Below are 21,453 nucleotides of genomic sequence, written 5' to 3'. Positions count from 1 at the left end.
GTTATAACGTATCTTTGACCGCGCGGGGGCAAGGGGATGGCCGAAGGGATCGCAAACGGGGGGCGGCGCCGGGTGCTGGGGCAGTTGCTGGCGCTGCCAGCGTCAGCCGCACTATGTACGCCATCGGCGGGCGCGGCGGGCCTGGCAGACCAGGCAGACCAGGCAGATTCACCCGGCCAACGGGGCACGCTGCGCATCGCGCTCGAGGGCACCTATCCCCCCTTCAATTTCAAGGATCCGGCGAGCGGGCAATTGACCGGTCATGACGTCGACGTGGCGCACGCGGTCGCGACGCGCATCGGCCTCGAGCCGCAATTCGTGCTGACCGAATGGAGCGCGATCCTGCCGGCGGTGCGTGCGGGCAGGGTGGACGTGGCCATCAGCCAGGTCATCATCACGCCACAACGCACGAAAACGTTCGACTTTTCCGCGCCCTATTGCTATTCGCAGTCCCAGCTCATCGTGCGCAAGAACGAGCGCGCTACTTACCGCACGCTGGCCGACCTCAAGGGCCGCACACTGGGCGTGCGACAGAACAGCGTGTTCGAGCAGCAGGCCAGGGCGGTCCAGGGTATCAACATCAAGCGTTATCCGGCCGCGCCTGAGAATCTGCAGGACCTGGCCTTTGGCCGCATCGACGCATTGCTTGACGACAGCCTGCTGGTGCATTACCTGATCCGCAAGACGCAGCTTCCACTGAAGGCCGGTGCCCGCATCGGCACTCCTGAGCCCGTTGGCATCGCCCTGCGCAAGAGCCGTCCGGCATTCAAACTGGCGATCGACAAGGCGCTGCGCGAGGCGCGCTCGGATGGCACGCTGCGCGCGCTGTCGCTCAAGTGGTTCGGTCACGACGCCAGCAGCATGCCGCCATCCTGACGGCGCAAAAAAAAGCGCGGCCCAGTCATGGCGCCGCGCTTTTTTGTGGACAGTGCCACGTCAGCGTTGTTTGTCCTGCTTGCCTTGCCAGTCGCTCTGCTGGTCCATTTGCCGGGACCCGCTGCCCGGCGAACCCTGGTCGCGGCTGGCGCGGTCGGCATTCAGGTCGTCCAGCGCCGGGGTGCCGCCTGATGCATGCTGGCCACCATGTTGCTGGTTCTGCTGTGGGGCACCAGCGCCTTGCCGGCTGCCGGTGTCATGCTGCTTGCCCTCCTGCGTGCGGCCACTTTGCTGGCCGGTGGATTGCTTGTTACCAGCAATATCCTGCTTGCCGCCTTGCAGATTGCTGTTTTGCTGCATGCCGGGGTTTGAGCGCCCCGATGATTGGCCATTACTGCGTGTGGAATCACCCATCGCTGCCTCCTGCCACTGGTGTAGGAGCGACCCATGCTACGCCGTTCGTGTCGACCGCCAATCAGCAGATTGGCGGTGGTATTGCAGGATGATTCTTACAAAGTCAGCAATAAAAGCGGAAGGCCCGGCAATCACATATTTGGATAATTCGGCCCGCCGCCACCTTCCGGTGTCACCCAGACGATGTTCTGCGTCGGGTCCTTGATATCGCAGGTCTTGCAGTGCACGCAGTTCTGGGCATTGATCTGCAGGCGGTCGCCCCCGTCTTCGCGCTTGACGTACTCGTACACCCCGGCCGGACAGTAACGCTGTTCGGGCCCGGCGTACTTGGCCAGGTTGACGTCGACCGGCACGCTCGGATTTTTGAGCGTCAGGTGGATCGGTTCGTCTTCGCGGTGGTTGGTGTTCGAGATGAACACTGACGACAGCTTGTCGAAGGTCAGCTTGCCATCCGGCTTCGGATAGACGATCGGCTTGAAGTGCGACGCCGGCTTCAGGCATTCGTGGTCGGCATGCTTGTGGTGCAGCGTCCAGGGCGCCTTGCCACGGAACACGATCTGGTCGATGCCCGTCATGATCGTGCCCAGGACCAGGCCCTTGCTCATCCACGGCTTGAAGTTGCGCGCGACATGCAGCTCTTCGTGCAGCCACGATTGTTCGAACGCTGCCGGGAAGCTCGTGAGCTCGTCGCTCGTGCGGCCTTCGCCCAGCGCGGCAAACGCCGCCTCGGCCGCCAGCATGCCGGTCTTGATCGCTGCGTGGCTGCCCTTGATGCGGCTGGTGTTCAGGAAGCCCGCATCGCATCCGATCAGCGCACCGCCCGGGAACACCGTTTTAGGCAGCGATTGCAGGCCGCCTGCGGTAATCGAACGCGCGCCGTACGAGATGCGCTTGCCGCCTTCGAAGAAACCGCGGATGGCCGGGTGCGTTTTATAGCGCTGGAATTCTTCGTACGGCGACAGATACGGATTCTGGTACGACAGGCCGACGACATAACCGACCGCGACCTGGTTGTTTTCCAGGTGGTACAGGAACGAACCGCCGTAGGTATCGTTCGGCAGTGGCCACCCGGCGGTGTGGATCACCAGACCCGGCTGGTGCTTGGCCGGATCGATTTCCCATAGTTCCTTGATGCCGATGCCGTAGGTTTGCGGGTCCTTGCCTTTGTTCAGCTCATACTTGGCCATCAGCTGACGGCCCAGATGGCCGCGCGAGCCTTCGGCGAAGAACGTGTATTTGGCATGCAGCTCCATGCCAAGCTGGAATTCGGGGCCGGGCTCGCCGTCACGTTTCATCCCCATATTGCCGGTCGCGACGCCCTTGACCGAGCCGTCTTCGTTGTACAGGATTTCAGCAGCCGGAAAGCCGGGGAAGATTTCCACGCCCAGCGCCTCGGCTTGCTGACCCAGCCAGCGCACCACATTGGCCAGCGAAATCACGTAGTTGCCGTGATTGGCCAGTGCCGGCGGGATGGCGAATGCCGGCGTGGCATACGACTTGGTCTCGCTCAGGAACAAAACGCGGTCTTCGGTCACGGCGGTATTGAGCGGCGCGCCTTTTTCTTTCCAGTCGGGGATCAGTTCGTTGATCGCGCGTGGGTCCATCACGGCGCCGGACAAGATGTGCGCGCCCAGCTCGCCGCCTTTTTCCAGCACGCAGACCGTGACTTCCTGGCCTTTTTCAGCAGCCAGCTGTTTCAGGCGAATCGCCGCCGACAGGCCAGCCGGGCCGCCGCCGACCACGACGACGTCGTATTCCATCGCTTCGCGCGGGCCGTATTGTTCGAGAAAGTTCGTTGTCTCTGTCATGGTTTTTTTGGGAAAGGGATGACGGTAATCAGAAAATAGCACGAGTGTGCGGGTTTTCGCTGTTCATTGCAATATCGCGGCCATTGTAAAGGCATTATTAGAAGGGACAATCGAATACCGGACATTTGTGGGATCATGGTGCTTTCGCAACTCGTGATCGTACTTACACCGGGGAGTCGGACGTGGGCATTGAAGTCAATTTCGAAGGAAAGATCGCCATGGTCACTGGCGCATCGAGCGGCCTGGGCGCCCGTTTCGCCAAGGCCCTGGCCGGGGCCGGCGCCCAGGTCGTGCTGGCGTCGCGTCGCGTCGAGCGCCTCAAGGAGCTGCGCGCCGAAATCGAAGCCGACGGCGGCGCCGCGCACGTGGTGCGGCTCGACGTGACCGATCTCGGCAGCATCAAGGCGGCCATCGCCCATGCCGAAACCGAGGCGGGGCCGATCGATATCCTGATCAACAACTCGTCCGTATCATCCACCCAGCGCCTGATCGACGTGGGCGAGGATGACTACACCTACATCATGGACACCAATTTGCGCGGCGCGTTCTTCGTGGCCCAGCAAACCGCCAAGCGCATGATCGCGCGCGCCAAGGGCGACCCGCGCAAGCAGCATCGCATCGTCAATATCGCTTCGGTGGCGGGCTTGCGGGTACTGCCGCAGATTGGCGTGTACTGCATGAGCAAGGCCGGCGTGGTGCAGATGACCAAGGCGATGGCGGTGGAGTGGGGCAAGTACGGCATCAACGTCAATGCCATCTGCCCCGGCTACATTGCCACCGACGCGAACGAAGATTATTTCGAGACCGAGCAGGGCCGCAAACTTGTCGAGATGTTGCCGCGCAAGCGCGCCGGCCGGCCCGAAGACCTCGACGGCCTGCTGCTGCTGCTGGCTGCCGAAGAAGCCCATTTCATCAACGGCGCCATCATCACGGCCGACGACGGCATGATGGCGCACTAAACGCCAGGAACCACAGAATGAGTAGTGAGACTACCGCACCGATGCTGGTGCACACCATGCGCATGCCAATCCGCTGGGGCGACATGGACGCCATGGGGCACGTCAACAATACCAATTACTTCCGTTATATCGAGTCGGCCCGCATCGCCTGGCTCGAGCAGGTCGGCGGCTTGCCCGACTCGCGCGACCAGGGTCCCGTCATCGTCAACGCATCGATGAACTTCCTCAAGCAGCTGACTTATCCAGGCGAGATCGAGGTGCGTACCTTCATTGCGCCGCCGGGGCGCTCGAGCATCGAGGTGTCGCACGAAATCCGTCTGCTGGACGCGAACGGCGCACCGGGCGAGGTGCACGCCAACGGCATGGCCAAGGTGGTGTGGGTCGATTTCAAGGTGGGCAAGTCGGCCCCATTGCCGGCTGCGCTCAAAAACGTGCTGCCTGGGGTTTGATCAAACGCAGATCCGGTTTCGTTAGTGTTGCAAATTTCCTGATTTTTAACACTTAGTATTTCCCGGTAGGAAACTGAGCGGCTATAATCGTCTCAGTTTTTCCGGGCGCCGTCTGGCGCGCGCCGATTCCCCATTGATGGCATGGTATGTACGAGAACGAGGTCATCTTCTCCATTGCGCGTCATGCGGCGTGGTCGCCCGGCGTAACGACGCAGGAAGGGTGGGTTGCCTGGTCCAAGGCACCGCGGCCACTGACGCAGGGCGAAGAGCCCAGGGTTGCCGCGATGCCCCCGATGCTGCGCCGCCGCGCCGGCCTGCTTGGTCGGATGGCGCTCGAAGTCGCCTATGGCTGTCTCGGACAGGACCGCAATGTCCCTACTGTATTCTGTTCTCGACACGGCGAAGTCGTGCGTTCGGTCGAATTATTGCGTGACCTGGCGCGCGGCGAGCCGCTCTCGCCAACCGCATTTGGCCTGGCTGTGCACAACGCCAGCGCCGGACTGTTCTCCATAGCCCGTACCGACTGCGCCAACCATGTTGCACTGGCCGCTGGCGCTGCCACTTTCGAGCATGCCGTCATCGAGGCTTGCAGCCAATTGGCTGACGGCGCACCGATGGTGTTGATCGTGGCTTGCGATATGGCGCTGCCAGAGCCGTACGCGGTATTTCAGGATTGCGACGAGCAGCCGTTTGCATTTGCGTGGGCCATCGTGCCTGTTCAGGCCGGTGTGCCTGCTCTGTGCCTGGCCTGGCAGGAAACCGATTCTGCTGATCCATCCGTTCCGCGTATGCCCGGTGGCCTCGATGTACTGCGTTTTCAATTGAGCGACGACCGCCTGCTGGTGCGCGAAGCAGCGGGCAAGCGCTGGTCCTGGCGCCGCTATGAGCAGTAGCATTGGGCGCCTGTGGCGCGTTCTCGCGACGGGGTTTTCCTTTGCGCTGTTCGGTATCGGTGGCGTGGTACTGCGCGTGATGGTATTCCCTCTGCTGGCGCTGTGCGTGCACGAACCGGCAGCACATCAGCGCGCCGCACGCGGTGCGGTGAGTGTGAGTTTCCGGGCCTTTGTCGGCGTCATGCGCCTGCTCGGTGTACTGCGCTATGAGGTGCGCGGCCTGGACAAGCTCGAGCGCCGAGGGCAGCTGATCCTGGCGAATCATCCGACGCTGATCGATACCGTCTTCTTGATCGCGTTCGTGCCCAATGCCGACTGCATCGTCAAGGGCACGTTGTCGACCAACCCCTTCATGCGCGGACCCATTCGCGCTGCCGGATACATTCGCAACGATCGAGGCCCGGACCTGGTCGGTGATGGCATCGCTTCCCTGCGCGCTGGTGGGAACCTGATCATTTTCCCCGAAGGGACGCGTACACCGCCTGGCAGCGCGGCCACGTTAAAGCGCGGCGCTGCCAATATCGCGGTACGCGGTCTCAGGGCCGTAACACCGGTCGTGATTCGCTGCGATCCTCCCACGTTGGGGAAGGGCGACAGGTGGTGGCATGTCCCGCCGCACCAGGCGCATTTTCGCATCGACGTTCTGGACGATATCGCGGTTGACGATTTTGTCCACGATGCCTCCGAGGTCGTCGCCGCACGTCGGCTCACCGAATGCCTGCAACAGTTGTTTATGAGAGAAAGTCAGCACCATGCTTGAACTGGAAGTGAAACACCTGATCATCGATGTTCTGCAGCTAGAGGACATCACTCCCGAGGATATCGACAGCGATGCCGCCCTATTTGTCGATGGCTTGGGACTCGACTCGATCGACGCTCTGGAAATCGGCGTCGCGCTGCAAAAGCGTTACGGCATTACCCTGTCGGCCGAATCGCAAGAAACGCGCCGTCATTTCGCGTCGGTGCGTGCGCTGGCATCGATGATCGAAGCAAACCGCAAGAAGTAGGAGAAGGAAATGGTACGCATTGAAGACATGAACCGCGACGCCTTGTTCGTGTGGGTCGCCGACCTGCTGGCCGAGATGTTCGAACTCGATCGCGCGTCGCTCACGCCAGCATCGAACCTGTACACCGACCTGGACATCGACAGCATCGACGCGGTCGACCTGGCCGTCAAGCTCAAGCAAATGACTGGAAAACGCCTGCAGCCGGACGTATTCAAAACCATCCGCACGATCGATGATGTGGTCAATGCGCTGGTCGCCTTGACTACGGCGCCGGTCGAGACGCACGCCGAAGTGGCGTAAATCCGTGCACTGGAATGTCCTGACTGCGCTGCTGACAGTCGTGTATCCGCTGGCGATCTGGCTCGGTCACGACCGTATCGAGCCGCGCTGGCTGGCCGGGCTGCTCTTGCTGACAGTCGCTACCCGCCTGCCCACGCTCAAGATGAGCGGGCCCGCGCGCTGGAGCGCGGCCGGGGCCTTGCTGCTGGTGGGTATGGCCGTAGTGGCCAATGTCGTCCTGCCACTCAAGCTTTATCCGGTGCTGGTCAATGGTGCGATGCTGGCCGCGTTCGGCGCGAGCCTGATGGAGGGACCGTCGATGGTCGAGCGCCTGGCGCGCCTGCGCGAACCGGGCCTGCCGCCGGCGGGCATTCGCTACACGCGCCGCGTGACCCAGGCCTGGTGTGTGTTCTTCGTCATCAATGGCGCCATCGCACTGGGTACGGCGCTGTTTGCGTCGAGTGCCGTCTGGTCGCTCTACAACGGCGTGATCGCGTATGTCCTGATGGGTGCGATGTTCGCCGGCGAGTATCTGCTGCGCCTGCGCTTCAAGCGTTTGCACCATGCGTGACCTGTTTTTCCTGATCGCAGCGCGTCGCGAGGACGCTGTCACCGGCTGGCGCGATGGCGCGCCTGTTAAGCACGGCGCATTCCTGGCACGCGTGCGAGCCTGGGCCGCACTCGGTGCGCGCAGCGATGCGGGCCGCGTGGCGCTGTATCACGATGACAGCCTTGAATTCGCCGCGGCGTTGATCGGCGCCTGGCTTACGTACAAGACCGTGTGGTTAGTTGCAGATACATTGCCGGCCAATTGCATCGCGCTGGCCGGCCGGGTCGATGCATTCTGGGGCACTTTTCCCGCCGGCTGCCGGCCGGTCGCGACGGTTTTTGGTGACGACTGGCAGGAAGCCTGGCGCATGCCGGCCGACGATTTCGCAGCACTCGTCGTCTTCACGTCGGGCAGCACCGGCGAACCGACGCCGATCCCGAAGCAATTCTCGCAGCTGACCAGCGAAGTCGCCGCACTAGAGCGCCAGTTCGGCGCCGGCCTGCACGATGCGCACGTGATCTCGACCGTCTCGCATCAGCACATCTATGGCCTGCTGTTTCGCATCCTGTGGCCGCTCGCCGCGGGCCGCCCGATTCACGCGGCACGGCACGAATTTCCTGAAACGCTGGCGCCAAGCCTGGCGCAACAACCCTGCATCCTGCTGGCCAGCCCGGCTCACCTGAAGCGCATGCCTGCGCACCTCGACTGGACCGGTGCAACTGGCATGCTGCGCGCTGTGTTTTCTTCGGGCGGCATGCTGGAGCAGGACGCATCGGTCCATGCCGCATGCCTGCTGGGCCATGCGCCGATCGAGGTGTATGGCAGTTCGGAGAGCGGCGGCATCGCCTGGCGCCGCCGTGACGCGGGTGAATCCTGGACGCCGCTGCCGGATGTGCGCTGGCGCATCGGGCCTTCCGGCACCCTTGACGTGGCCTCGCCGTACGCCGGCCCTGTGCCGTGGCTGGCGCTGGCCGATTGCGTCGAGGATGCCGGCGCTGGCCGCTTCGTGTTGCGCGGGCGCGCCGACCGCATCGTCAAGATCGAAGAAAAACGCATCGCCCTCGATGCTCTCGAAGCGGCCTTGGTCACAACTGGACTGGTGTGCGAAGCGAAGGTCGTCAGCATGCAGCAGACCGCACGCCAGGCGCTCGCAGTCTTCGCGTTGCCAAGCGAGGCGGGGAGGGTGTTGCTGGCGGGGGACGGCAAGCTGGCACTCAACACGCGCCTGCGCGCGGCGCTCGCACCACTGGTCGAAGCGGTCGCGCTGCCACGCCGCTGGCGCTATCTGGACGCCTGGCCCGTCAATGCCCAGGGCAAGACGACGGTCGCGGGTTTGCTGTCGCTGCTTGACGAAGCCCCCTTAGAGCGCCCGCGCTACCCCCTCATCAAGGTGCTGGAGGCCGAACCGGCGCGCGCGCTGCTGGCGCTGACGATCCCCGAAGACTTGCTGTATTTCGACGGCCACTTTCGCGTGGCGCCTGTTCTGCCGGGCGTGGTGCAGCTTGACTGGGCGATCCATTTCGGGCGCCTGTATTTAGGCCTGTCGGGCGCATTCGCTGGCGTCAATGCGCTGAAGTTTCAACAAATGATCCGCCCCGGCCACCCGGTACGGATCGAGCTGGTCCACGACCTGTCCAAGGGCAGTCTTAATTTTCGCTATTTCTCCGACGCCGGCGCACATGCCAGCGGCCGCATCCAGTTAGGGCCATGACCATCAGCATGCTGAACAAAAAATTCTCGCCCGAGGGCCAGAGCGCGTTCGCCGCGCGCTTCGAGGCGCAAAAAATCGCCTACGGTCCGGTGGTGTTCCAGTGCGTGCGCTACGCCTGGAAACGCGGCATGCTGCAAACAATCGCCGACGCCGGCGACACCGGCCTGTCGCTCGAGATGCTGGCGCAGGATGGTCGCTGGAGCGCGTACGCGCTCAAGGTGGTTCTGGAAACCTGCCTGTCAGCCGGTGTGGTCGTGATCGAGGATGGCCGCTACGCGCTCGACAAGGCGGGCTTTGTCGTGCTGACCGATCCGATCACCCAGGTGAACATCGACTTCAATCACGATGTCTGCTATCAGGCCATGTTCGACCTCGAACATGCGCTCGATGCCAGGCGCCCGCTTGGCCTGAAGGTGTTCGGCGACTGGCCAACGCTGTACGAAGGCCTGTCGGAACTGCCCGAGCCGGCGCGCACCAGCTGGCTCGCGTTCGATCACTATTATTCGGACACCTCGTTCCCTGACATCATGCCGGACGTGTTCGCGACCGCGCCGCGGCGCCTGATGGACATCGGCGCCAACACCGGCAAATTCACGCTCGCCGCGCTGGCCTACGATGCTTCGGTGGTGCTGCACCTGGTCGATCTGCCGGGCCAGCTGGCCGTGGCCGACACGGTATTGACCGATGCAGGCTTGCGCGAACGCGCCTGCCTGCACCCGACCGATCTGCTGGGCGAGGCCGCACTGCCGGGCGACATGAACCTGATCTGGATGAGCCAATTCCTGAGCTGCTTTTCCGAGGACGCCATTGCCAGCATCTTCCGTCGTGTGGCTGCAGCGCTGGCGCCGCATGGACAGGTGCTCGTGCTCGACACATTCTGGGACCGTCAGCGCTACGAGATCGCGTCGTACTGCCTGATCAACACGTCGCCGTACTTTACCGTGCTCGCCAGTGGCAACAGCAAGGTTTATCAGAGCGACGATTACGTGCGCCTGGCGCGCGACGCCGGTCTCACCCTGTTAACGGCGCGCGACGGCATCGGCTACTGCCACTCGCTGCTGCGTTTTGCCAAGTCGGACTAATCATGTTCCAGCCCTGCGTCGTCATCCCGGTCTATAACCACGAGCATGCCATCGGCAAGGTCGTGGCGCGCGTGCTGGCGCACGGCCTGCGCTGCATTCTGGTGGATGACGGCAGCTCGCCGGACTGCGCCGGCGTGCTCGATGCGCTCGTTGCGAAGTATCCCGACCGGCTGGTGCTTGAGCGTCACGCGAGCAACCAGGGCAAGGGCGGTGCGGTGCTGACCGGTTTCGCGCGCGCCGCAACGGACGGCTACAGCCACGTGTTGCAGGTCGATGCCGATGGCCAGCACAATGTCGACGACATCCCGCGCTTCCTGGCGGGCGCCCTCGCGCAGCCGGCGGCGCTCATTGCCGGTTGCCCGATTTATGACGAGTCGGTGCCGGCACTGCGCCTGTACGCGCGCTACCTGACCCACGTCTGGGTCTGGATCAACACACTGTCGCTGAGCATCCGCGATTCGATGTGCGGTTTTCGTGTCTATCCGGTTGCGCCGGTCGTCGCGCTGGCGGCGCGCCGCAGGCTCGGCCTGCGCATGAACTTCGATATCGAGATCCTCGTGCGCCTGTACTGGGACGGCATTGAGGTGGTCAGCCTGCCAACGAAAGTCGGTTACCCCGAAGACGGCGTCTCGCACTTCAAGGCCTGGACCGACAACGTCCTGATCACGCGCCTGCACACGGCACTGTTTTTCGGCATGCTGCCGCGCATTCCACGCCTGCTGGCCCGCACATGGCGAAAGTGAACAACGTACGCGACGCACGCCACTGGGCGTCGATCAACGAAGCGAGCTTCGTCGGCGGCATGCGCCTGCTGTTCTGGGTCTGCCGCGTGTTCGGCCGCTGGCCGTTTCGCACCGTGCTGTACCCGGTACTGCTGTGGTATGTCGCCACACAGGGCAGGGCGCGGCGTGCATCGAGCCGCTACCTGCAGCGTGTGGGCGCGTCGCATGGCTTTCTCGGTGTGGTGCGCCACTTCGGCGCCTTTGCCGAATCGATCCTCGACAAGATGCTGCTGTGGGGCGGCCTGTTCGATTTCTCGAAAGTTTCACTGCACGGCGGCGCACCGCTTGCCGAGATGATTGCCACCGGCCGCGGCGCGCTGCTTGTGTGCGCGCACCTGGGCAATCTGGACCTGTGCCGTGCGCTGTCCCTGTCGACACCGAACCTGAAGGTCACCGTGCTGGTGCACACGCGCCACGCGCAGGCATTCAACAAGATGCTTGCCAGCCTCGACCCGCGCAGCGAGCTCAATCTGATGCAGGTGACCGACATGACGCCTGCGATGGCGATGCAGCTGTCCGAGCGTATCGAGCGCGGCGAATTCATCGTCATCGCCGGTGACCGCGTGCCGGTGTCGCCAGCGCCGCGCATCGTGATGGCGCCGTTCCTGGGTAGCGACGCGGCGTTCCCGGTCGGACCGTACGTGATGGCGTCGGTGCTGGGTTGCCCGGTCTACACGATGTTCGCAGTGCGTAATGGCGAGCGCCACGAACTGCATTTCGCTTGCCTGCGCGAACGCGTGCTGCTGCCGCGCGCCAGCCGCGATGCGGCGCTCGGCGTGCTCGCGGCAGAATTCGCGGCGCAGCTCGAATACCACGTGCGGAGCGCGCCGCTCGAATGGTTCAACTTTTATGATTTTTGGCACACCCCCGGATCGGAACGTCCTGATGCAGTCCAATGATGTAAACCCTGATGTACGTACGGTCCGTTTCGACCGTGGGCGTCTCACGCTGGAAGACGTGGTAGCCATTGCGCGCGGCACGGCGCGCCCGGTGCTGTCGGATGACCCTGAATTTCGCTCGGGGATTGCGCGTGGCGCGGATTTCCTCGACCGTCTGCTGCGCGAGGATGGCGCAATCTACGGCGTCACCACCGGCTACGGCGACTCGTGCACGGTGGCCGTGCCGCTGTCGCTGGTGGACGAGCTGCCGCATCACCTGTACACCTATCACGGCTGCGGCCTGGGCACTTACCTGGACCCGTCGCAAACGCGCTCCGTGATGGCCGCGCGCCTGGCATCGCTGTCGAAAGGGTTCTCGGGCGTGAGCGTGGGTCTGCTGGAACAGATCGTGCGCCTGTTTGATGCCGACCTGCTGCCTTTGATCCCCAGCGAAGGCTCTGTGGGCGCGAGCGGCGACCTGACCCCGCTGTCTTACCTGGCGGCGGTGCTGTGCGGCGAGCGCGAAGTGCTGCGTGGCGGCGTGCAGATGTCCGCCGCCGACGCGTTGCGCGAGGCCGGCATCACACCTCTGCGATTACGCCCGAAAGAAGGCCTGGCGATCATGAATGGCACCGCCGTCATGACGGGCCTGGCCTGCCTGGCATTTGATCGCGCCGCGTACCTGACGCGCTTGACGACACGCATCACTGCGATGGCTTCGTTTGCGCTTGACGGCAACGATCACCACTTCGACGAGACGCTGTTCTCGGTCAAGCCGCATGCGGGCATGCAGGGGGTAGCTGCCTGGTTGCGCGACGATCTGGTCTATACCGGCCAGCAGGAACGCAACGGCAAGCGTCTGCAAGACCGCTACTCGATTCGCTGCGCGCCTCACGTGATCGGCGTGCTGGCCGACGCGCTGCCGTTCTTTCGCACCGGGATCGAAAATGAACTCAACAGTGCCAACGACAACCCGATCATCGACGCCGACGGCGAACGCGTGCTGCATGGCGGGCATTTCTACGGCGGCCACATCGCGTTTGCGATGGACAGCATGAAAAATGCGGTTGCCAACCTGGCCGACCTGCTGGACCGCCAGATGGCGCTCCTGGTCGATGCGCGCTACAACGCCGGCCTGCCGGCCAACCTCTCGGGCATGACTGGTGAGCATGCCGCGATCAACCACGGCCTGAAGGCGCTGCAGATCAGCGCGTCGGCCTGGACTGCCGAAGCGCTCAAGCTGACCATGCCGGCGTCGGTATTCTCGCGCTCGACCGAATGCCACAACCAGGACAAGGTCAGCATGGGCACGATCGCCGCGCGTGACTGCCTGCGCGTGCTGGAACTGACCGAGCAGGTCGCCGCAAGCATGTTGATCACCGTACGTCAGGGTGTATGGCTGCGCTGCCGCCTGGACCCGGCGCGTACGCTGCCAGCTCCACTGGCCCAGATGCTCGAGCAGCTGAGCACGGACATCGCACCGGTGGTGGAAGACCGCCGGCTCGATCTCGAATTGCGCCTGTTGCTTGGGCGTATTCGTGCACAAGCCTGGAGCCTGTATGCGTAAGGCGAAGCTCCCTGCACGCTGGTGGGCCGAGGTCGAGATGCAGGTGCAGTTTTTCGACCTCGATCCGATGCAGATCGTCTGGCACGGCAACTACGTCAAGTACCTTGAGGTGGCGCGCTGCGCGTTGCTCGACAAGATCGATTACAACTACGAACAGATGCGTGCGTCGGGATATGGCTGGCCGATTATCGACATGCACTTGCGCTACGCCGGCCCGGCCGCGTTCGGCCAGCGCCTGCTGTTGCGTGCCGAAATCGTGGAATGGGAAAATCGCCTGCTCATCGAATACGCGATCACGGACGCGATCAGCGGCAAGCGCCTGAACCGCGCCACGACGACCCAGGTCGCGGTGGATATCACCAGCGGCGAGATGTGCTTTGCCTCGCCCGCCATTCTGTTCGACAAATTGGGAGTTTCCACACAATGAAAGGCCTTCTGTTATCGCTGACGCTCGTTGTCGGCGTCGCCAGCGCGCATGCGGCAGCGCCAATCGCGCAAATCGGTGCAATGCTGACCAAACCCGAGCAGTTGTGTGGGCGCTTTGACCAGACCAAGCGCCTGGCCGGCATGAGGAAGCCATTGGTATCGACGGGCCGCTTCTGCGTGGTCGCCGGCAAGGGGGTCCTTTGGCGCACCATCAAGCCCTTTCCCACCACACTGCGCCTGACACGCGACGAGATCATCCACATGCAGGGAGACCGCGTTTCAATGAGACTGGATGCGAGTCAGGAACCGACGGTGCGCATGATCAACGGCGTGCTGTTCTCTCTGCTGGGTGGGGACCTGGGACAGCTGGAAACGCTATTTGACGTCAATGGCAGCATCACAGGCCAGACCTGGAAGGTGGACCTGAAAGCGCGCAGCGCGGCGTTGGCGCGCGCCGTTGGCGCGATCTCGCTGGAAGGCGGCGCCCATGTGCGCGTGATTCAGATGACTGAAGAGAGCGGCGATCAGACCAGCATCGTCTTCTCCGACATCAAAACCGGCCCCGGCGCCGCGTTGCCTGAAGAGGCAGCCCAGCTTTGATCACGCAACGTCGCCTGGCACTGGCCTGGGCATTCATCGTATGCCTGCTGATCGGGCATAACGCCTGGCTGTGGCTGGGCCAGCGCATCGTGCCGGACACTGACATCCTGGCCCTGCTGCCGCTGGATAAGCGCGATCCGGTTCTGCAACAGTCGTTCACGCACATGGTCGACAGCGCGCAGCAGCGCGTGGTGGTGCTGGTCGGCGCGAAAGACTGGAACGATGCAGTCCACGCCGCCGACGCTTACCGCAAGGTGCTCACGCCGCATGGCGCGCTGCTGACGTTCGATGCCATGAACGACGACACGCAGGCAGGATGGCTGGCTGGCCTGCAGCCGCACGCGCTGCTGCTCGTGGGCGCGGCGCAGGAACGCCAGATGCGCGAACAGTCTGCAGAGTTCTGGAAAAACGACGCGCTGGCGCGCCTCTATAACGCGTTTTCTGGCCCCAGGCTCGGCGCGTTCCGCGACGATCCGTTTGGCCTGTTCGCCGGCTGGGTGCAGGAACGTGCGGGCGAAACGCCGGTGCGTCCGCGCGACGGACGCCTGCTTGTGGCGGGAGAGGGGCGCGACTATGTGCTGCTGACCTACACGCTGCAGGGATCGGCCTTTTCGCTCGGTGCGCAGGATGCGGTCGTGCCATTGCTGACCCAGGCCGCCGATGCTGCCCGCCGCGGGGCACCGGATGCCGAAGTCGTCACCGCCGGCGTACTGTTGCACGCTGCGGCTGCCGGCCGCCAGGCCAGCGGCGAAATCCACACGATCGGCGTTGGCTCGCTCGTCGGCATCATCCTGCTGACGTGGCTAACCTTCCGCTCGGTCAAGCCGATCGGCCTGACCTTGCTGGCCATCGGCATTGGCTTTCTGGGCGCGCTGTCCGTGTGCTGGCTGCTGTTCGGGCAGATCCACTTGCTCACGCTTGTCTTCGGCGCGAGCCTGATCGGCGTGGCGCAGGATTACGGCATCTACTTCCTGTGCCATCGTCTGCGCGCGGATCCGGCGCTCGATTCGACCGCGCTGCTGCGACGTCTGCTGCCAGGCCTCTCCCTGAGCATGCTGGCGGCGGTGGTGGGGTATTTGGGACTGGCTCTGAGTCCTTTCCCCGGCTTGCGCCACATGGCCGTGTTCTCGGCACTGGGCCTCGTGTTTGCATGGCTGACGGTGGTGTGCTGGTTCCCGGGGCTGATCTCGGGTCGGACGCTCAAGGCGGGCTGGCTGGCGCACAAATACCGCAAGCTCATGCCGCGCTGGCCGCGTGTGTCGAAGCAGCCGAAGGCGATTGCCCTGGTGTTGCTGGTAGGTGTGATGGCGATCGGCGGCTGGTTGCAGCTGACGACGAACGACGACATCCGCTCGTTGCAATCGTCGCCGCCCGACCTGATCCGCGACCAGATCAAGTTGAGCAAGCTGCTGGACGCACCGAGTCCGGTCCAGTATTTCCTGGTGCGTGGCGCGTCGAGCGAAGAGGTGCTGCAGCGCGAAGAAGCGCTCAAGAGCAGGCTCGAGGTCATGATCGCGCAGAAGCACATCGCCGGCTACCAGGCACTGTCGAACTGGGTGCCGTCCATGCGCGCGCAGGCCGAGCGCAGGACGCTGGTCGAGAACACGCTGCTGGCCGATGGCGGCCCGCTGTCGCTGTTGGCACAGGAGATCGGCGAAGACCCTCAATGGGCAGCCGATACGGCCGCGCACCTGCGCACGAACGCCAGGCCACTCGTTATCGATGATTTCATGCGCACGCCGGCCGCCCAGCCGTGGCGCCACTTGTGGCTGGGCGCGATCGACGTGGGCGGCGTACCGACGCATGCCAGCATCGTCGCGCTGCGCGGCTTGCGCTACGCTTCGCTGCCGCTGCTGGCCGGTGCGGCCAGGGACCTCGACGGCGTGCAATGGGTCGACAAGGTCGGAGGGATTTCGGCGGTGCTGGGCAGTTATCGCGAGACCATGGGCTGGGTCGTGCTGGGCGCGTACGTGGTGGTGTTCGCCGTGCTGTTCCCGCGCTACCGCAGCCGCACCTGGCACGTGCTGGCGCCGACCGCGGCAGCCAGCCTTCTGACCCTTGCGGTGCTTGGCTACACCGGCCAGCCGCTGCAGCTGTTTCACGTGCTGGCACTGATGCTGCTGCTCGGTGTCGGTGTTGACTACGGCATTTTCATGCAGGAGGAGTCAGCCGCCGGCGATGATGCGCCATGGTTGGCCGTTGGCCTTTCGGCCGCCAGCACCATCCTGTCGTTCGGATTACTGGCGCTGAGCGGCACGCCGGCGCTGCAGGCGTTCGGGTTGACGATGCTGGTCGGCTCTGCGCTCGTGTGGTTGTTCGCTCCCTGTTTTTCCGTTTCCAAGGAATCGATGCATGCAACGCCCGTCCTGGTATAAATGCGCCGCGCCGCTCGCGCTGGCGATCCTTCTTGCAGCATGCGGCACCGCGCCGCAAGCGCCCACGCGCCTTGGCCTGCGCCTGGCGCCCGCCGCGCTGGGCGAGACCATTAGCGTGCAGCAGCAGTTGAGCGTCGAACGCGCTGGCATGAAAAACGACTTGCTTGCCGCGCTCGAAGTCGATTCACAGCGCGTCAGCCTGGTGGGCCTGGCGATGGGCATGCGTGTCCTGAGCCTGGATTTCGACGGGCGTGAGGTCAAGGAATGGCGCCATGCGATGCTGCCGGCCCAGGTGCGCGCTGCCGATGTACTGGAAGACCTGCAACTGACCCTGTGGCCGCTTGCCGAGATCGCGCGTGCCTTGCCGCCTGGCTGGACGATCGTCGATGACGGCTTGCGCCGCACGCTCAGTCGTGACGGCGCTGTGGTGGCCACGGTAACCTACAGCACGATGCCGCGCTGGCAGGGTACTGCGGTTCTGGACAATGTGCGCTACGGCTATCGCCTGACCGTGGTGGCCGCCACTGAATGAGCGCCGCCATGCCCCAACCGACGACTTTTCTGAACGACTGCGCGCTGGTGTGCGCGCTGGGCGATGAGCGCGCCGCGATCACGCGACGCTTGCTGGTGGATGGCGTCAGCGGCCTGACTGTATCGGACGCCTGGTCGATCGGACGGCCGTTGCCATTAGGCCGCATAACGGGCGCACTACCGCCGATTGATCATTTGCCGCTGCGCCTGCGCAGCCGTAACAACCAGCTCACGCTGGCTGCACTGGCACAGATCCGACCGGCGCTCGATGCGGCGATCGCGCAGTACGGCGCAGCGCGCGTGGGCGTGGTACTCGGCACCAGTACGTCGGGCGTCAGTGCAGCCGAGACGGCGCTGGCCAAGGAGTTGCACACCGGCGCGTTGCCGGCCGATTTCCACTACGGCCAGCAAGAGATGGGGTCGTGCGCCGAGGTCGTGGCGCGCGAACTGGGCGTCAGCGGCCCCGCCTACGTGCATTCAAGCGCCTGCTCGTCGAGCGCCAAGGCGCTGGCCAGCGCCGCGCGTCTGATCCGCATGGGCCTGTGCGACGCCGTCGTCACGGGCGGTGTAGATACCTTGTGCGGTTTCACGGTCGCCGGATTTTCGGCCCTTGAATCGGTCAGCGGCGCGCGCTGCAATCCCCTGAGCGCCAACCGCAACGGGGTCAATCTGGGTGAGGCGGCGGCCTTGTTCCTGATGAGCCGCTCGCCGGCGACCGTGGCCCTGTGCGGCTGGGGCGAGTCGTCCGATGGCCACCATATGTCGGCGCCAGACCCGGAAGGCGGCGGCGCGCGTATCGCGATGACCGAGGCGCTCCGACGCGCTGGCATCGACGCCAGCAGCATCGACTACATCAATCTGCATGGTACAGCCACGCCGCAGAACGACGCGATGGAGTCGCGCGCAGTGGCGGCGCTGTTTGGCGTGCAAGTCGCTGTCAGCTCGACCAAACCACTCACCGGCCACACCCTGGGTGCGGCCGGCGCGGTCGAAGCGGCGCTCTGCTGGCTGGCGATGCAGGATGAAAATCCCGAGGGCTGCTTGCCTCTGCACCTGTGGGACGGCGTCCCCGATCCGGCACTGCCGGTACTTAACGTGGTGGCGTATGGCGCGCGGCTGGGCCGCCCGATCCGCTACGCGCTCAGCAATTCATTCGCGTTCGGCGGCTCGAACGCATCCCTGGTGTTCGGGAGGATGTCATGACGCTGCCGGCTATCCAGGAACTGGTACCGCACAGCGGCGCCATGTCTCTGTTGGGCCGTTTGCTTGCAGCCGATAACGAGAACCTGAGCGCCGAGGTCGTGATCGGGGCGCACAGCTTGTTCTGCACTGATGGCGCGGTTGGCGCCTGGGTAGGCGTCGAATACATGGCGCAGGCGGTTGCCGCGCACGCCGGCTACTTGGCGCGCCAGCTCGATCAGCCAGTGCAGTTGGGTTTTTTGCTTGGCACCCGCCGTTACGTGTGCAGCATGCCAGCGTTCCCGATCGGCAGCGTACTGCACGTTCACGTGCAGCGCGCGCTGCAGGGGGACAACGGCATGGGCGCATTTGATTGCCGCATTGTTGACGCCAACGGTGGATTGGCGCTGGCCAGTGCCACGATCACAGTGTTTCAACCCCACAATGTGGAAACGTTTTTGCAACGGAGTCTGAATGAGCAGTAACCAGAAAACAGTGCTGGTGACAGGGTCGTCGCGTGGCATCGGCAAGGCCATCGCGCTGCGCCTTGCGCGCGATGGTTTTGCAGTCGTCGTACATTGCCGGGACCGGCGTGCCGAGGCCGACGCCGTGGCCGCGCAGATCGTTGCTGATGGCGGCGCCGCGCGCGTACTGCAGTTCGACATCGGCCAGCGTGACGCCACCGCTGCAGCACTGCTGGCTGACATCGATTCGCACGGCTGCTACTACGGGGTCGTCGCCAACGCCGGCGTCGCGCGCGATACGGCGTTTCCCGCCATGACCGGGGAAGAGTGGGATATCGTCCTGGGCACGAACCTCGATGGGTTCTTTAACGTACTCAATCCGCTCGTGATGCCGATGGTTCAGCGCCGCAAACCCGGCCGCATCGTGACGATGGCGTCGGTGTCGGGCCTGATTGGCAATCGCGGGCAAGTCAACTACAGCGCGGCCAAGGCGGGAATCATCGGTGCAACAAAGGCGCTCGCGCTCGAACTCGCCAAGCGCGACATCACGGTCAACTGTGTCGCGCCGGGCCTGATCGACACCGAGATGCTGGATGGCGTACCGATCGACGAGGTACTGAAGATGGTGCCGGCGCGCCGCGTTGGCCGCCCTGAAGAAGTCGCGGCGGCGGTCAGTTACCTGATGTCCGACGACGCTGGCTATGTCACGCGGCAGGTGCTGTCGGTGAACGGGGGGCTGGCATGAGCTATCGCGTGGTCGTCACCGGCATGGCCGGCATCAGCCCCCTTGGCAACGACTGGCCGACGGTACGTGCGCGTTTGGGCGAATACCGCAATGCCATAGTGCGCATGCCCGAGTGGGCCAATTACGAAGGGTTGAATACGCAATTGGGCGCACCTGCTGCGCCGTTCGCGCTGCCGAAGCATTACGATCGCAAAGCCACGCGCAGCATGGGCCGGGTTGCACTGCTGGCCACGCGCGTGAGCGAACTGGCGCTGCAGGATGCTGGTCTGCTTGACCATCCGCTGCTCACGAGCGGGCAGATGGGGGTGTCGTTCGGCTCGTCGGCCGGCACGCCGAGTGCGATCGGTGACTTCGGCCGGATGATGGAGGAACGCACAACGCGCGGCATCAACGCGACAACTTACATCAAGATGATGGCGCACACTGCGCCGGTGAATATTGGCGTGTTCTTCGGCGTGACGGGCCGCGTGATCACCACGTCGTCGGCATGCACATCGGGCAGTCAGGGCATTGGCTATGCCTACGAGGCAATCAAGAGTGGGCGGCAGTTGGCCATGATCGCCGGCGGCGCCGAAGAACTCGATGCGACCGAGGCGGCGGTGTTCGATACGCTGTTTGCCACAAGCACGCGAAACGATGCGCCTGAGACCAGCCCGCGCCCGTTCGATCGGGCGCGCGATGGCCTGGTGATCGGCGAAGGCGCGGGATGTCTGATTCTGGAAGAGCGCGAGCACGCGCTGGCACGCGGCGCGACCATCTACGCAGAACTGGTGGGCTTCGGAACCAATAGCGATGGCACCCACGTCACGCAGCCCAACGCGGCGACCATGCAAATCGCGATGGCGCTGAGCCTCTCGGATGCCGGCTTGACGCCGGACGCGATCGGCTACGTCAATGCGCACGGCACCGCGACGTCGCACGGCGACCTGGCAGAAAGTCTGGCAACCAGCACACTGTTCGGTGCACGAATGCCGATCAGTTCACTCAAGAGTTATATGGGTCATACGCTCGGCGCCTGCGGCGCGCTGGAGGCGTGGATCAGTATCGAGATGATGCGAGAAGGATGGTTTGCGCCAACGGTGAACCTGCATGACGTCGATCCTGAATGCGGAGCACTCGACTACATCAGGGGAGAGGGCCGCAAGCTCGATTGCAAATACGTGATGTCCAATAATTTTGCTTTCGGCGGCATCAACACGTCGCTGATTTTCAAAAGGTAGTCCCCACTAAAACCTACAACAGGAAATCCCATGAAAGTCACTCGTCGTACTATCGTCGCCGTCGCACTCATCACGGCTGTGCCAATGCTGCACGGTTGTGCCACCAGGATCAAGGCGTCGTCGCTGACCAATCCGGCGCCGATGCAAGCTTTCTCAAACTTCAGCCGCATCGAGGTCAAGCCGGTGATGTTCGCTGCAGGTTACAAGGGCAACGATGCTGCGTTGAGCAAGATTGCCGCGAACTTCAACAAGGAATTGGCGCCCTCGCTGGCGAAATGGAATGGCGTACCAGCCAATGGCACCACACTGACGGTGGAACCGGTCGTGGAGCAGATCTCGTTCAAGAGCAGTACCAAACGCGTGTTCCTCGGCCCGTTCGCAGGTAGTTCGGGCGTGCTGATGCGCGTTACGTACCGTGACCAGAACGGCAAGGTCATCGCCGAGCCGCAGTTCTTCCAGCGTGCCGGTGCCATGAGCGGTGGTTTTACGCTCGGTGTGCAGGACAACATGATGCTGTTCCGCGTAGCCAAGCTGGCCAGCAGCTATACGATCGACAATTACGAGCGCGCGGTAGGCGGCCCGACGGGCGCTGACGACAGCGCGGTGGGAGCCAATTAATTTTCTCTCTGGGTAGCGCACGATCCCCGTGCGTTACCTC

General features: G+C 63.8%; 24 protein-coding genes. 22 read left to right on the top strand and 2 right to left on the bottom strand.

Annotated elements, in window-relative coordinates:
• Nucleotides 1-36 precede the first annotated feature (36 nt).
• Nucleotides 37-876, top strand: coding sequence for a transporter substrate-binding domain-containing protein (locus AC56LW_RS11715; protein WP_499634419.1), 840 nt, complete (start codon nucleotides 37-39; stop codon nucleotides 874-876).
• A gap of 60 nt (nucleotides 877-936) precedes the next feature.
• Here AC56LW_RS11715 and AC56LW_RS11710 read toward each other — a convergent pair whose 3' ends face one another.
• Both AC56LW_RS11710 and AC56LW_RS11705 read right to left on the bottom strand, forming a co-directional pair.
• The gene (locus tag AC56LW_RS11710) at nucleotides 937-1,236 is read right to left on the bottom strand and encodes a hypothetical protein (RefSeq protein ID WP_499634416.1); all 300 of its coding nucleotides are present in this window, start codon (nucleotides 1,234-1,236) and stop codon (nucleotides 937-939) included.
• Nucleotides 1,237-1,421: 185 nt separating this feature from the next.
• The gene (locus AC56LW_RS11705) at nucleotides 1,422-3,098 is read right to left on the bottom strand and encodes an electron transfer flavoprotein-ubiquinone oxidoreductase (RefSeq protein ID WP_332533724.1); all 1,677 of its coding nucleotides are present in this window, start codon (nucleotides 3,096-3,098) and stop codon (nucleotides 1,422-1,424) included.
• Between the two features lie 182 nt (nucleotides 3,099-3,280).
• Between AC56LW_RS11705 and AC56LW_RS11700 the strand changes: the two genes are divergently transcribed.
• The 21 genes from AC56LW_RS11700 (at nucleotide 3,281) to AC56LW_RS11600 (ending at nucleotide 21,413) form a co-directional block, all read left to right on the top strand.
• Entirely contained in the window at nucleotides 3,281-4,057 is a 777-nt protein-coding gene (locus tag AC56LW_RS11700; RefSeq protein ID WP_183553104.1) for an SDR family oxidoreductase, read from the top strand.
• A gap of 17 nt (nucleotides 4,058-4,074) precedes the next feature.
• Complete coding sequence (locus AC56LW_RS11695; RefSeq protein ID WP_499634413.1) at nucleotides 4,075-4,506, top strand: acyl-CoA thioesterase; 432 nt, start codon at nucleotides 4,075-4,077, stop codon at nucleotides 4,504-4,506.
• A 146-nt stretch (nucleotides 4,507-4,652) separates the two neighbouring features.
• The gene (locus AC56LW_RS11690; RefSeq protein WP_499634411.1) at nucleotides 4,653-5,399 is read left to right on the top strand and encodes a beta-ketoacyl synthase chain length factor; all 747 of its coding nucleotides are present in this window, start codon (nucleotides 4,653-4,655) and stop codon (nucleotides 5,397-5,399) included.
• Nucleotides 5,389-6,159, top strand: coding sequence for a lysophospholipid acyltransferase family protein (locus AC56LW_RS11685; RefSeq protein ID WP_499634409.1), 771 nt, complete (start codon nucleotides 5,389-5,391; stop codon nucleotides 6,157-6,159). The genes AC56LW_RS11690 and AC56LW_RS11685 overlap by 11 nt, the downstream gene beginning before the upstream one ends.
• Nucleotides 6,152-6,406, top strand: a complete 255-nt coding sequence (locus tag AC56LW_RS11680; protein ID WP_499634406.1) for a phosphopantetheine-binding protein — start codon at nucleotides 6,152-6,154, stop codon at nucleotides 6,404-6,406. The genes AC56LW_RS11685 and AC56LW_RS11680 overlap by 8 nt, the downstream gene beginning before the upstream one ends.
• A 9-nt stretch (nucleotides 6,407-6,415) precedes the next feature.
• A complete protein-coding gene (locus AC56LW_RS11675; RefSeq protein WP_499634404.1) occupies nucleotides 6,416-6,706 on the top strand; it encodes an acyl carrier protein in 291 nt (96 codons plus the stop codon).
• A 4-nt stretch (nucleotides 6,707-6,710) separates the two neighbouring features.
• Entirely contained in the window at nucleotides 6,711-7,256 is a 546-nt protein-coding gene (locus tag AC56LW_RS11670; protein WP_499634402.1) for a COG4648 family protein, read from the top strand.
• A complete protein-coding gene (locus AC56LW_RS11665; protein ID WP_499634399.1) occupies nucleotides 7,249-8,946 on the top strand; it encodes an ApeI family dehydratase in 1,698 nt (565 codons plus the stop codon). The genes AC56LW_RS11670 and AC56LW_RS11665 overlap by 8 nt, the downstream gene beginning before the upstream one ends.
• A gap of 8 nt (nucleotides 8,947-8,954) precedes the next feature.
• A complete protein-coding gene (locus AC56LW_RS11660; RefSeq protein WP_499634396.1) occupies nucleotides 8,955-10,028 on the top strand; it encodes a methyltransferase in 1,074 nt (357 codons plus the stop codon).
• A gap of 2 nt (nucleotides 10,029-10,030) precedes the next feature.
• Nucleotides 10,031-10,771: a glycosyltransferase family 2 protein gene (locus AC56LW_RS11655; RefSeq protein ID WP_499634393.1), complete on the top strand. Its 741-nt coding sequence runs from the start codon at nucleotides 10,031-10,033 to the stop codon at nucleotides 10,769-10,771.
• A complete protein-coding gene (locus tag AC56LW_RS11650) occupies nucleotides 10,759-11,709 on the top strand; it encodes a lysophospholipid acyltransferase family protein (protein WP_499634391.1) in 951 nt (316 codons plus the stop codon). The genes AC56LW_RS11655 and AC56LW_RS11650 overlap by 13 nt, the downstream gene beginning before the upstream one ends.
• Nucleotides 11,696-13,255: an HAL/PAL/TAL family ammonia-lyase gene (locus tag AC56LW_RS11645; protein WP_499634388.1), complete on the top strand. Its 1,560-nt coding sequence runs from the start codon at nucleotides 11,696-11,698 to the stop codon at nucleotides 13,253-13,255. Before AC56LW_RS11650 ends, AC56LW_RS11645 begins: the two co-directional genes overlap by 14 nt.
• Nucleotides 13,248-13,682: an acyl-CoA thioesterase gene (locus AC56LW_RS11640; protein WP_499634385.1), complete on the top strand. Its 435-nt coding sequence runs from the start codon at nucleotides 13,248-13,250 to the stop codon at nucleotides 13,680-13,682. The genes AC56LW_RS11645 and AC56LW_RS11640 overlap by 8 nt, the downstream gene beginning before the upstream one ends.
• Nucleotides 13,679-14,281 carry an outer membrane lipoprotein carrier protein LolA gene (locus AC56LW_RS11635; protein ID WP_499634382.1) on the top strand — a complete coding sequence of 201 codons (603 nt, stop codon included), beginning with the start codon at nucleotides 13,679-13,681 and terminating at the stop codon, nucleotides 14,279-14,281. The genes AC56LW_RS11640 and AC56LW_RS11635 overlap by 4 nt, the downstream gene beginning before the upstream one ends.
• Entirely contained in the window at nucleotides 14,278-16,656 is a 2,379-nt protein-coding gene (locus AC56LW_RS11630) for an MMPL family transporter (RefSeq protein WP_499634380.1), read from the top strand. The genes AC56LW_RS11635 and AC56LW_RS11630 overlap by 4 nt, the downstream gene beginning before the upstream one ends.
• Nucleotides 16,634-17,188, top strand: coding sequence for a DUF3261 domain-containing protein (locus tag AC56LW_RS11625; RefSeq protein ID WP_499634377.1), 555 nt, complete (start codon nucleotides 16,634-16,636; stop codon nucleotides 17,186-17,188). Before AC56LW_RS11630 ends, AC56LW_RS11625 begins: the two co-directional genes overlap by 23 nt.
• An 8-nt stretch (nucleotides 17,189-17,196) precedes the next feature.
• A complete protein-coding gene (locus AC56LW_RS11620) occupies nucleotides 17,197-18,390 on the top strand; it encodes a beta-ketoacyl-ACP synthase (RefSeq protein WP_499634375.1) in 1,194 nt (397 codons plus the stop codon).
• Entirely contained in the window at nucleotides 18,387-18,851 is a 465-nt protein-coding gene (locus AC56LW_RS11615; RefSeq protein WP_499634372.1) for a hotdog family protein, read from the top strand. Before AC56LW_RS11620 ends, AC56LW_RS11615 begins: the two co-directional genes overlap by 4 nt.
• Entirely contained in the window at nucleotides 18,841-19,575 is a 735-nt protein-coding gene (gene fabG, locus AC56LW_RS11610) for a 3-oxoacyl-ACP reductase FabG (protein WP_499634369.1), read from the top strand. Before AC56LW_RS11615 ends, fabG begins: the two co-directional genes overlap by 11 nt.
• Nucleotides 19,572-20,795: a beta-ketoacyl-ACP synthase gene (locus AC56LW_RS11605; protein ID WP_499634366.1), complete on the top strand. Its 1,224-nt coding sequence runs from the start codon at nucleotides 19,572-19,574 to the stop codon at nucleotides 20,793-20,795. The genes fabG and AC56LW_RS11605 overlap by 4 nt, the downstream gene beginning before the upstream one ends.
• A gap of 30 nt (nucleotides 20,796-20,825) precedes the next feature.
• Complete coding sequence (locus AC56LW_RS11600; protein ID WP_499634363.1) at nucleotides 20,826-21,413, top strand: hypothetical protein; 588 nt, start codon at nucleotides 20,826-20,828, stop codon at nucleotides 21,411-21,413.
• Nucleotides 21,414-21,453: the final 40 nt, after the last annotated feature.

The sequence above is a fragment of the Telluria sp. LT2P80 genome (genome assembly GCF_059685955.1).
The sequence above is the reverse complement of the archived record's forward strand: the minus strand, read 5'-3'. Positions and strand labels throughout refer to the sequence as shown.

Excerpts from the sequence above, each read along its gene's own strand:
- AC56LW_RS11715 (WP_499634419.1), top strand. The coding sequence starts at position 37 with ATGGCCGAAGGGATCGCAAACGGGGGGCGGCGCCGGGTGCTGGGGCAG.
- AC56LW_RS11710 (WP_499634416.1), bottom strand. The coding sequence starts at position 1,236 with ATGCAGCAAAACAGCAATCTGCAAGGCGGCAAGCAGGATATTGCTGGT.
- AC56LW_RS11705 (WP_332533724.1), bottom strand. The coding sequence starts at position 3,098 with ATGACAGAGACAACGAACTTTCTCGAACAATACGGCCCGCGCGAAGCG.
- AC56LW_RS11695 (WP_499634413.1), top strand. The coding sequence starts at position 4,075 with ATGAGTAGTGAGACTACCGCACCGATGCTGGTGCACACCATGCGCATG.
- AC56LW_RS11690 (WP_499634411.1), top strand. The coding sequence starts at position 4,653 with ATGTACGAGAACGAGGTCATCTTCTCCATTGCGCGTCATGCGGCGTGG.
- AC56LW_RS11685 (WP_499634409.1), top strand. The coding sequence starts at position 5,389 with ATGAGCAGTAGCATTGGGCGCCTGTGGCGCGTTCTCGCGACGGGGTTT.
- AC56LW_RS11680 (WP_499634406.1), top strand. The coding sequence starts at position 6,152 with ATGCTTGAACTGGAAGTGAAACACCTGATCATCGATGTTCTGCAGCTA.
- AC56LW_RS11675 (WP_499634404.1), top strand. The coding sequence starts at position 6,416 with ATGGTACGCATTGAAGACATGAACCGCGACGCCTTGTTCGTGTGGGTC.
- AC56LW_RS11665 (WP_499634399.1), top strand. The coding sequence starts at position 7,249 with ATGCGTGACCTGTTTTTCCTGATCGCAGCGCGTCGCGAGGACGCTGTC.
- AC56LW_RS11660 (WP_499634396.1), top strand. The coding sequence starts at position 8,955 with ATGCTGAACAAAAAATTCTCGCCCGAGGGCCAGAGCGCGTTCGCCGCG.
- AC56LW_RS11655 (WP_499634393.1), top strand. The coding sequence starts at position 10,031 with ATGTTCCAGCCCTGCGTCGTCATCCCGGTCTATAACCACGAGCATGCC.
- AC56LW_RS11650 (WP_499634391.1), top strand. The coding sequence starts at position 10,759 with ATGGCGAAAGTGAACAACGTACGCGACGCACGCCACTGGGCGTCGATC.
- AC56LW_RS11645 (WP_499634388.1), top strand. The coding sequence starts at position 11,696 with ATGCAGTCCAATGATGTAAACCCTGATGTACGTACGGTCCGTTTCGAC.
- AC56LW_RS11640 (WP_499634385.1), top strand. The coding sequence starts at position 13,248 with ATGCGTAAGGCGAAGCTCCCTGCACGCTGGTGGGCCGAGGTCGAGATG.
- AC56LW_RS11635 (WP_499634382.1), top strand. The coding sequence starts at position 13,679 with ATGAAAGGCCTTCTGTTATCGCTGACGCTCGTTGTCGGCGTCGCCAGC.
- AC56LW_RS11625 (WP_499634377.1), top strand. The coding sequence starts at position 16,634 with ATGCAACGCCCGTCCTGGTATAAATGCGCCGCGCCGCTCGCGCTGGCG.
- AC56LW_RS11620 (WP_499634375.1), top strand. The coding sequence starts at position 17,197 with ATGCCCCAACCGACGACTTTTCTGAACGACTGCGCGCTGGTGTGCGCG.
- AC56LW_RS11615 (WP_499634372.1), top strand. The coding sequence starts at position 18,387 with ATGACGCTGCCGGCTATCCAGGAACTGGTACCGCACAGCGGCGCCATG.
- fabG (WP_499634369.1), top strand. The coding sequence starts at position 18,841 with ATGAGCAGTAACCAGAAAACAGTGCTGGTGACAGGGTCGTCGCGTGGC.
- AC56LW_RS11605 (WP_499634366.1), top strand. The coding sequence starts at position 19,572 with ATGAGCTATCGCGTGGTCGTCACCGGCATGGCCGGCATCAGCCCCCTT.
- AC56LW_RS11600 (WP_499634363.1), top strand. The coding sequence starts at position 20,826 with ATGAAAGTCACTCGTCGTACTATCGTCGCCGTCGCACTCATCACGGCT.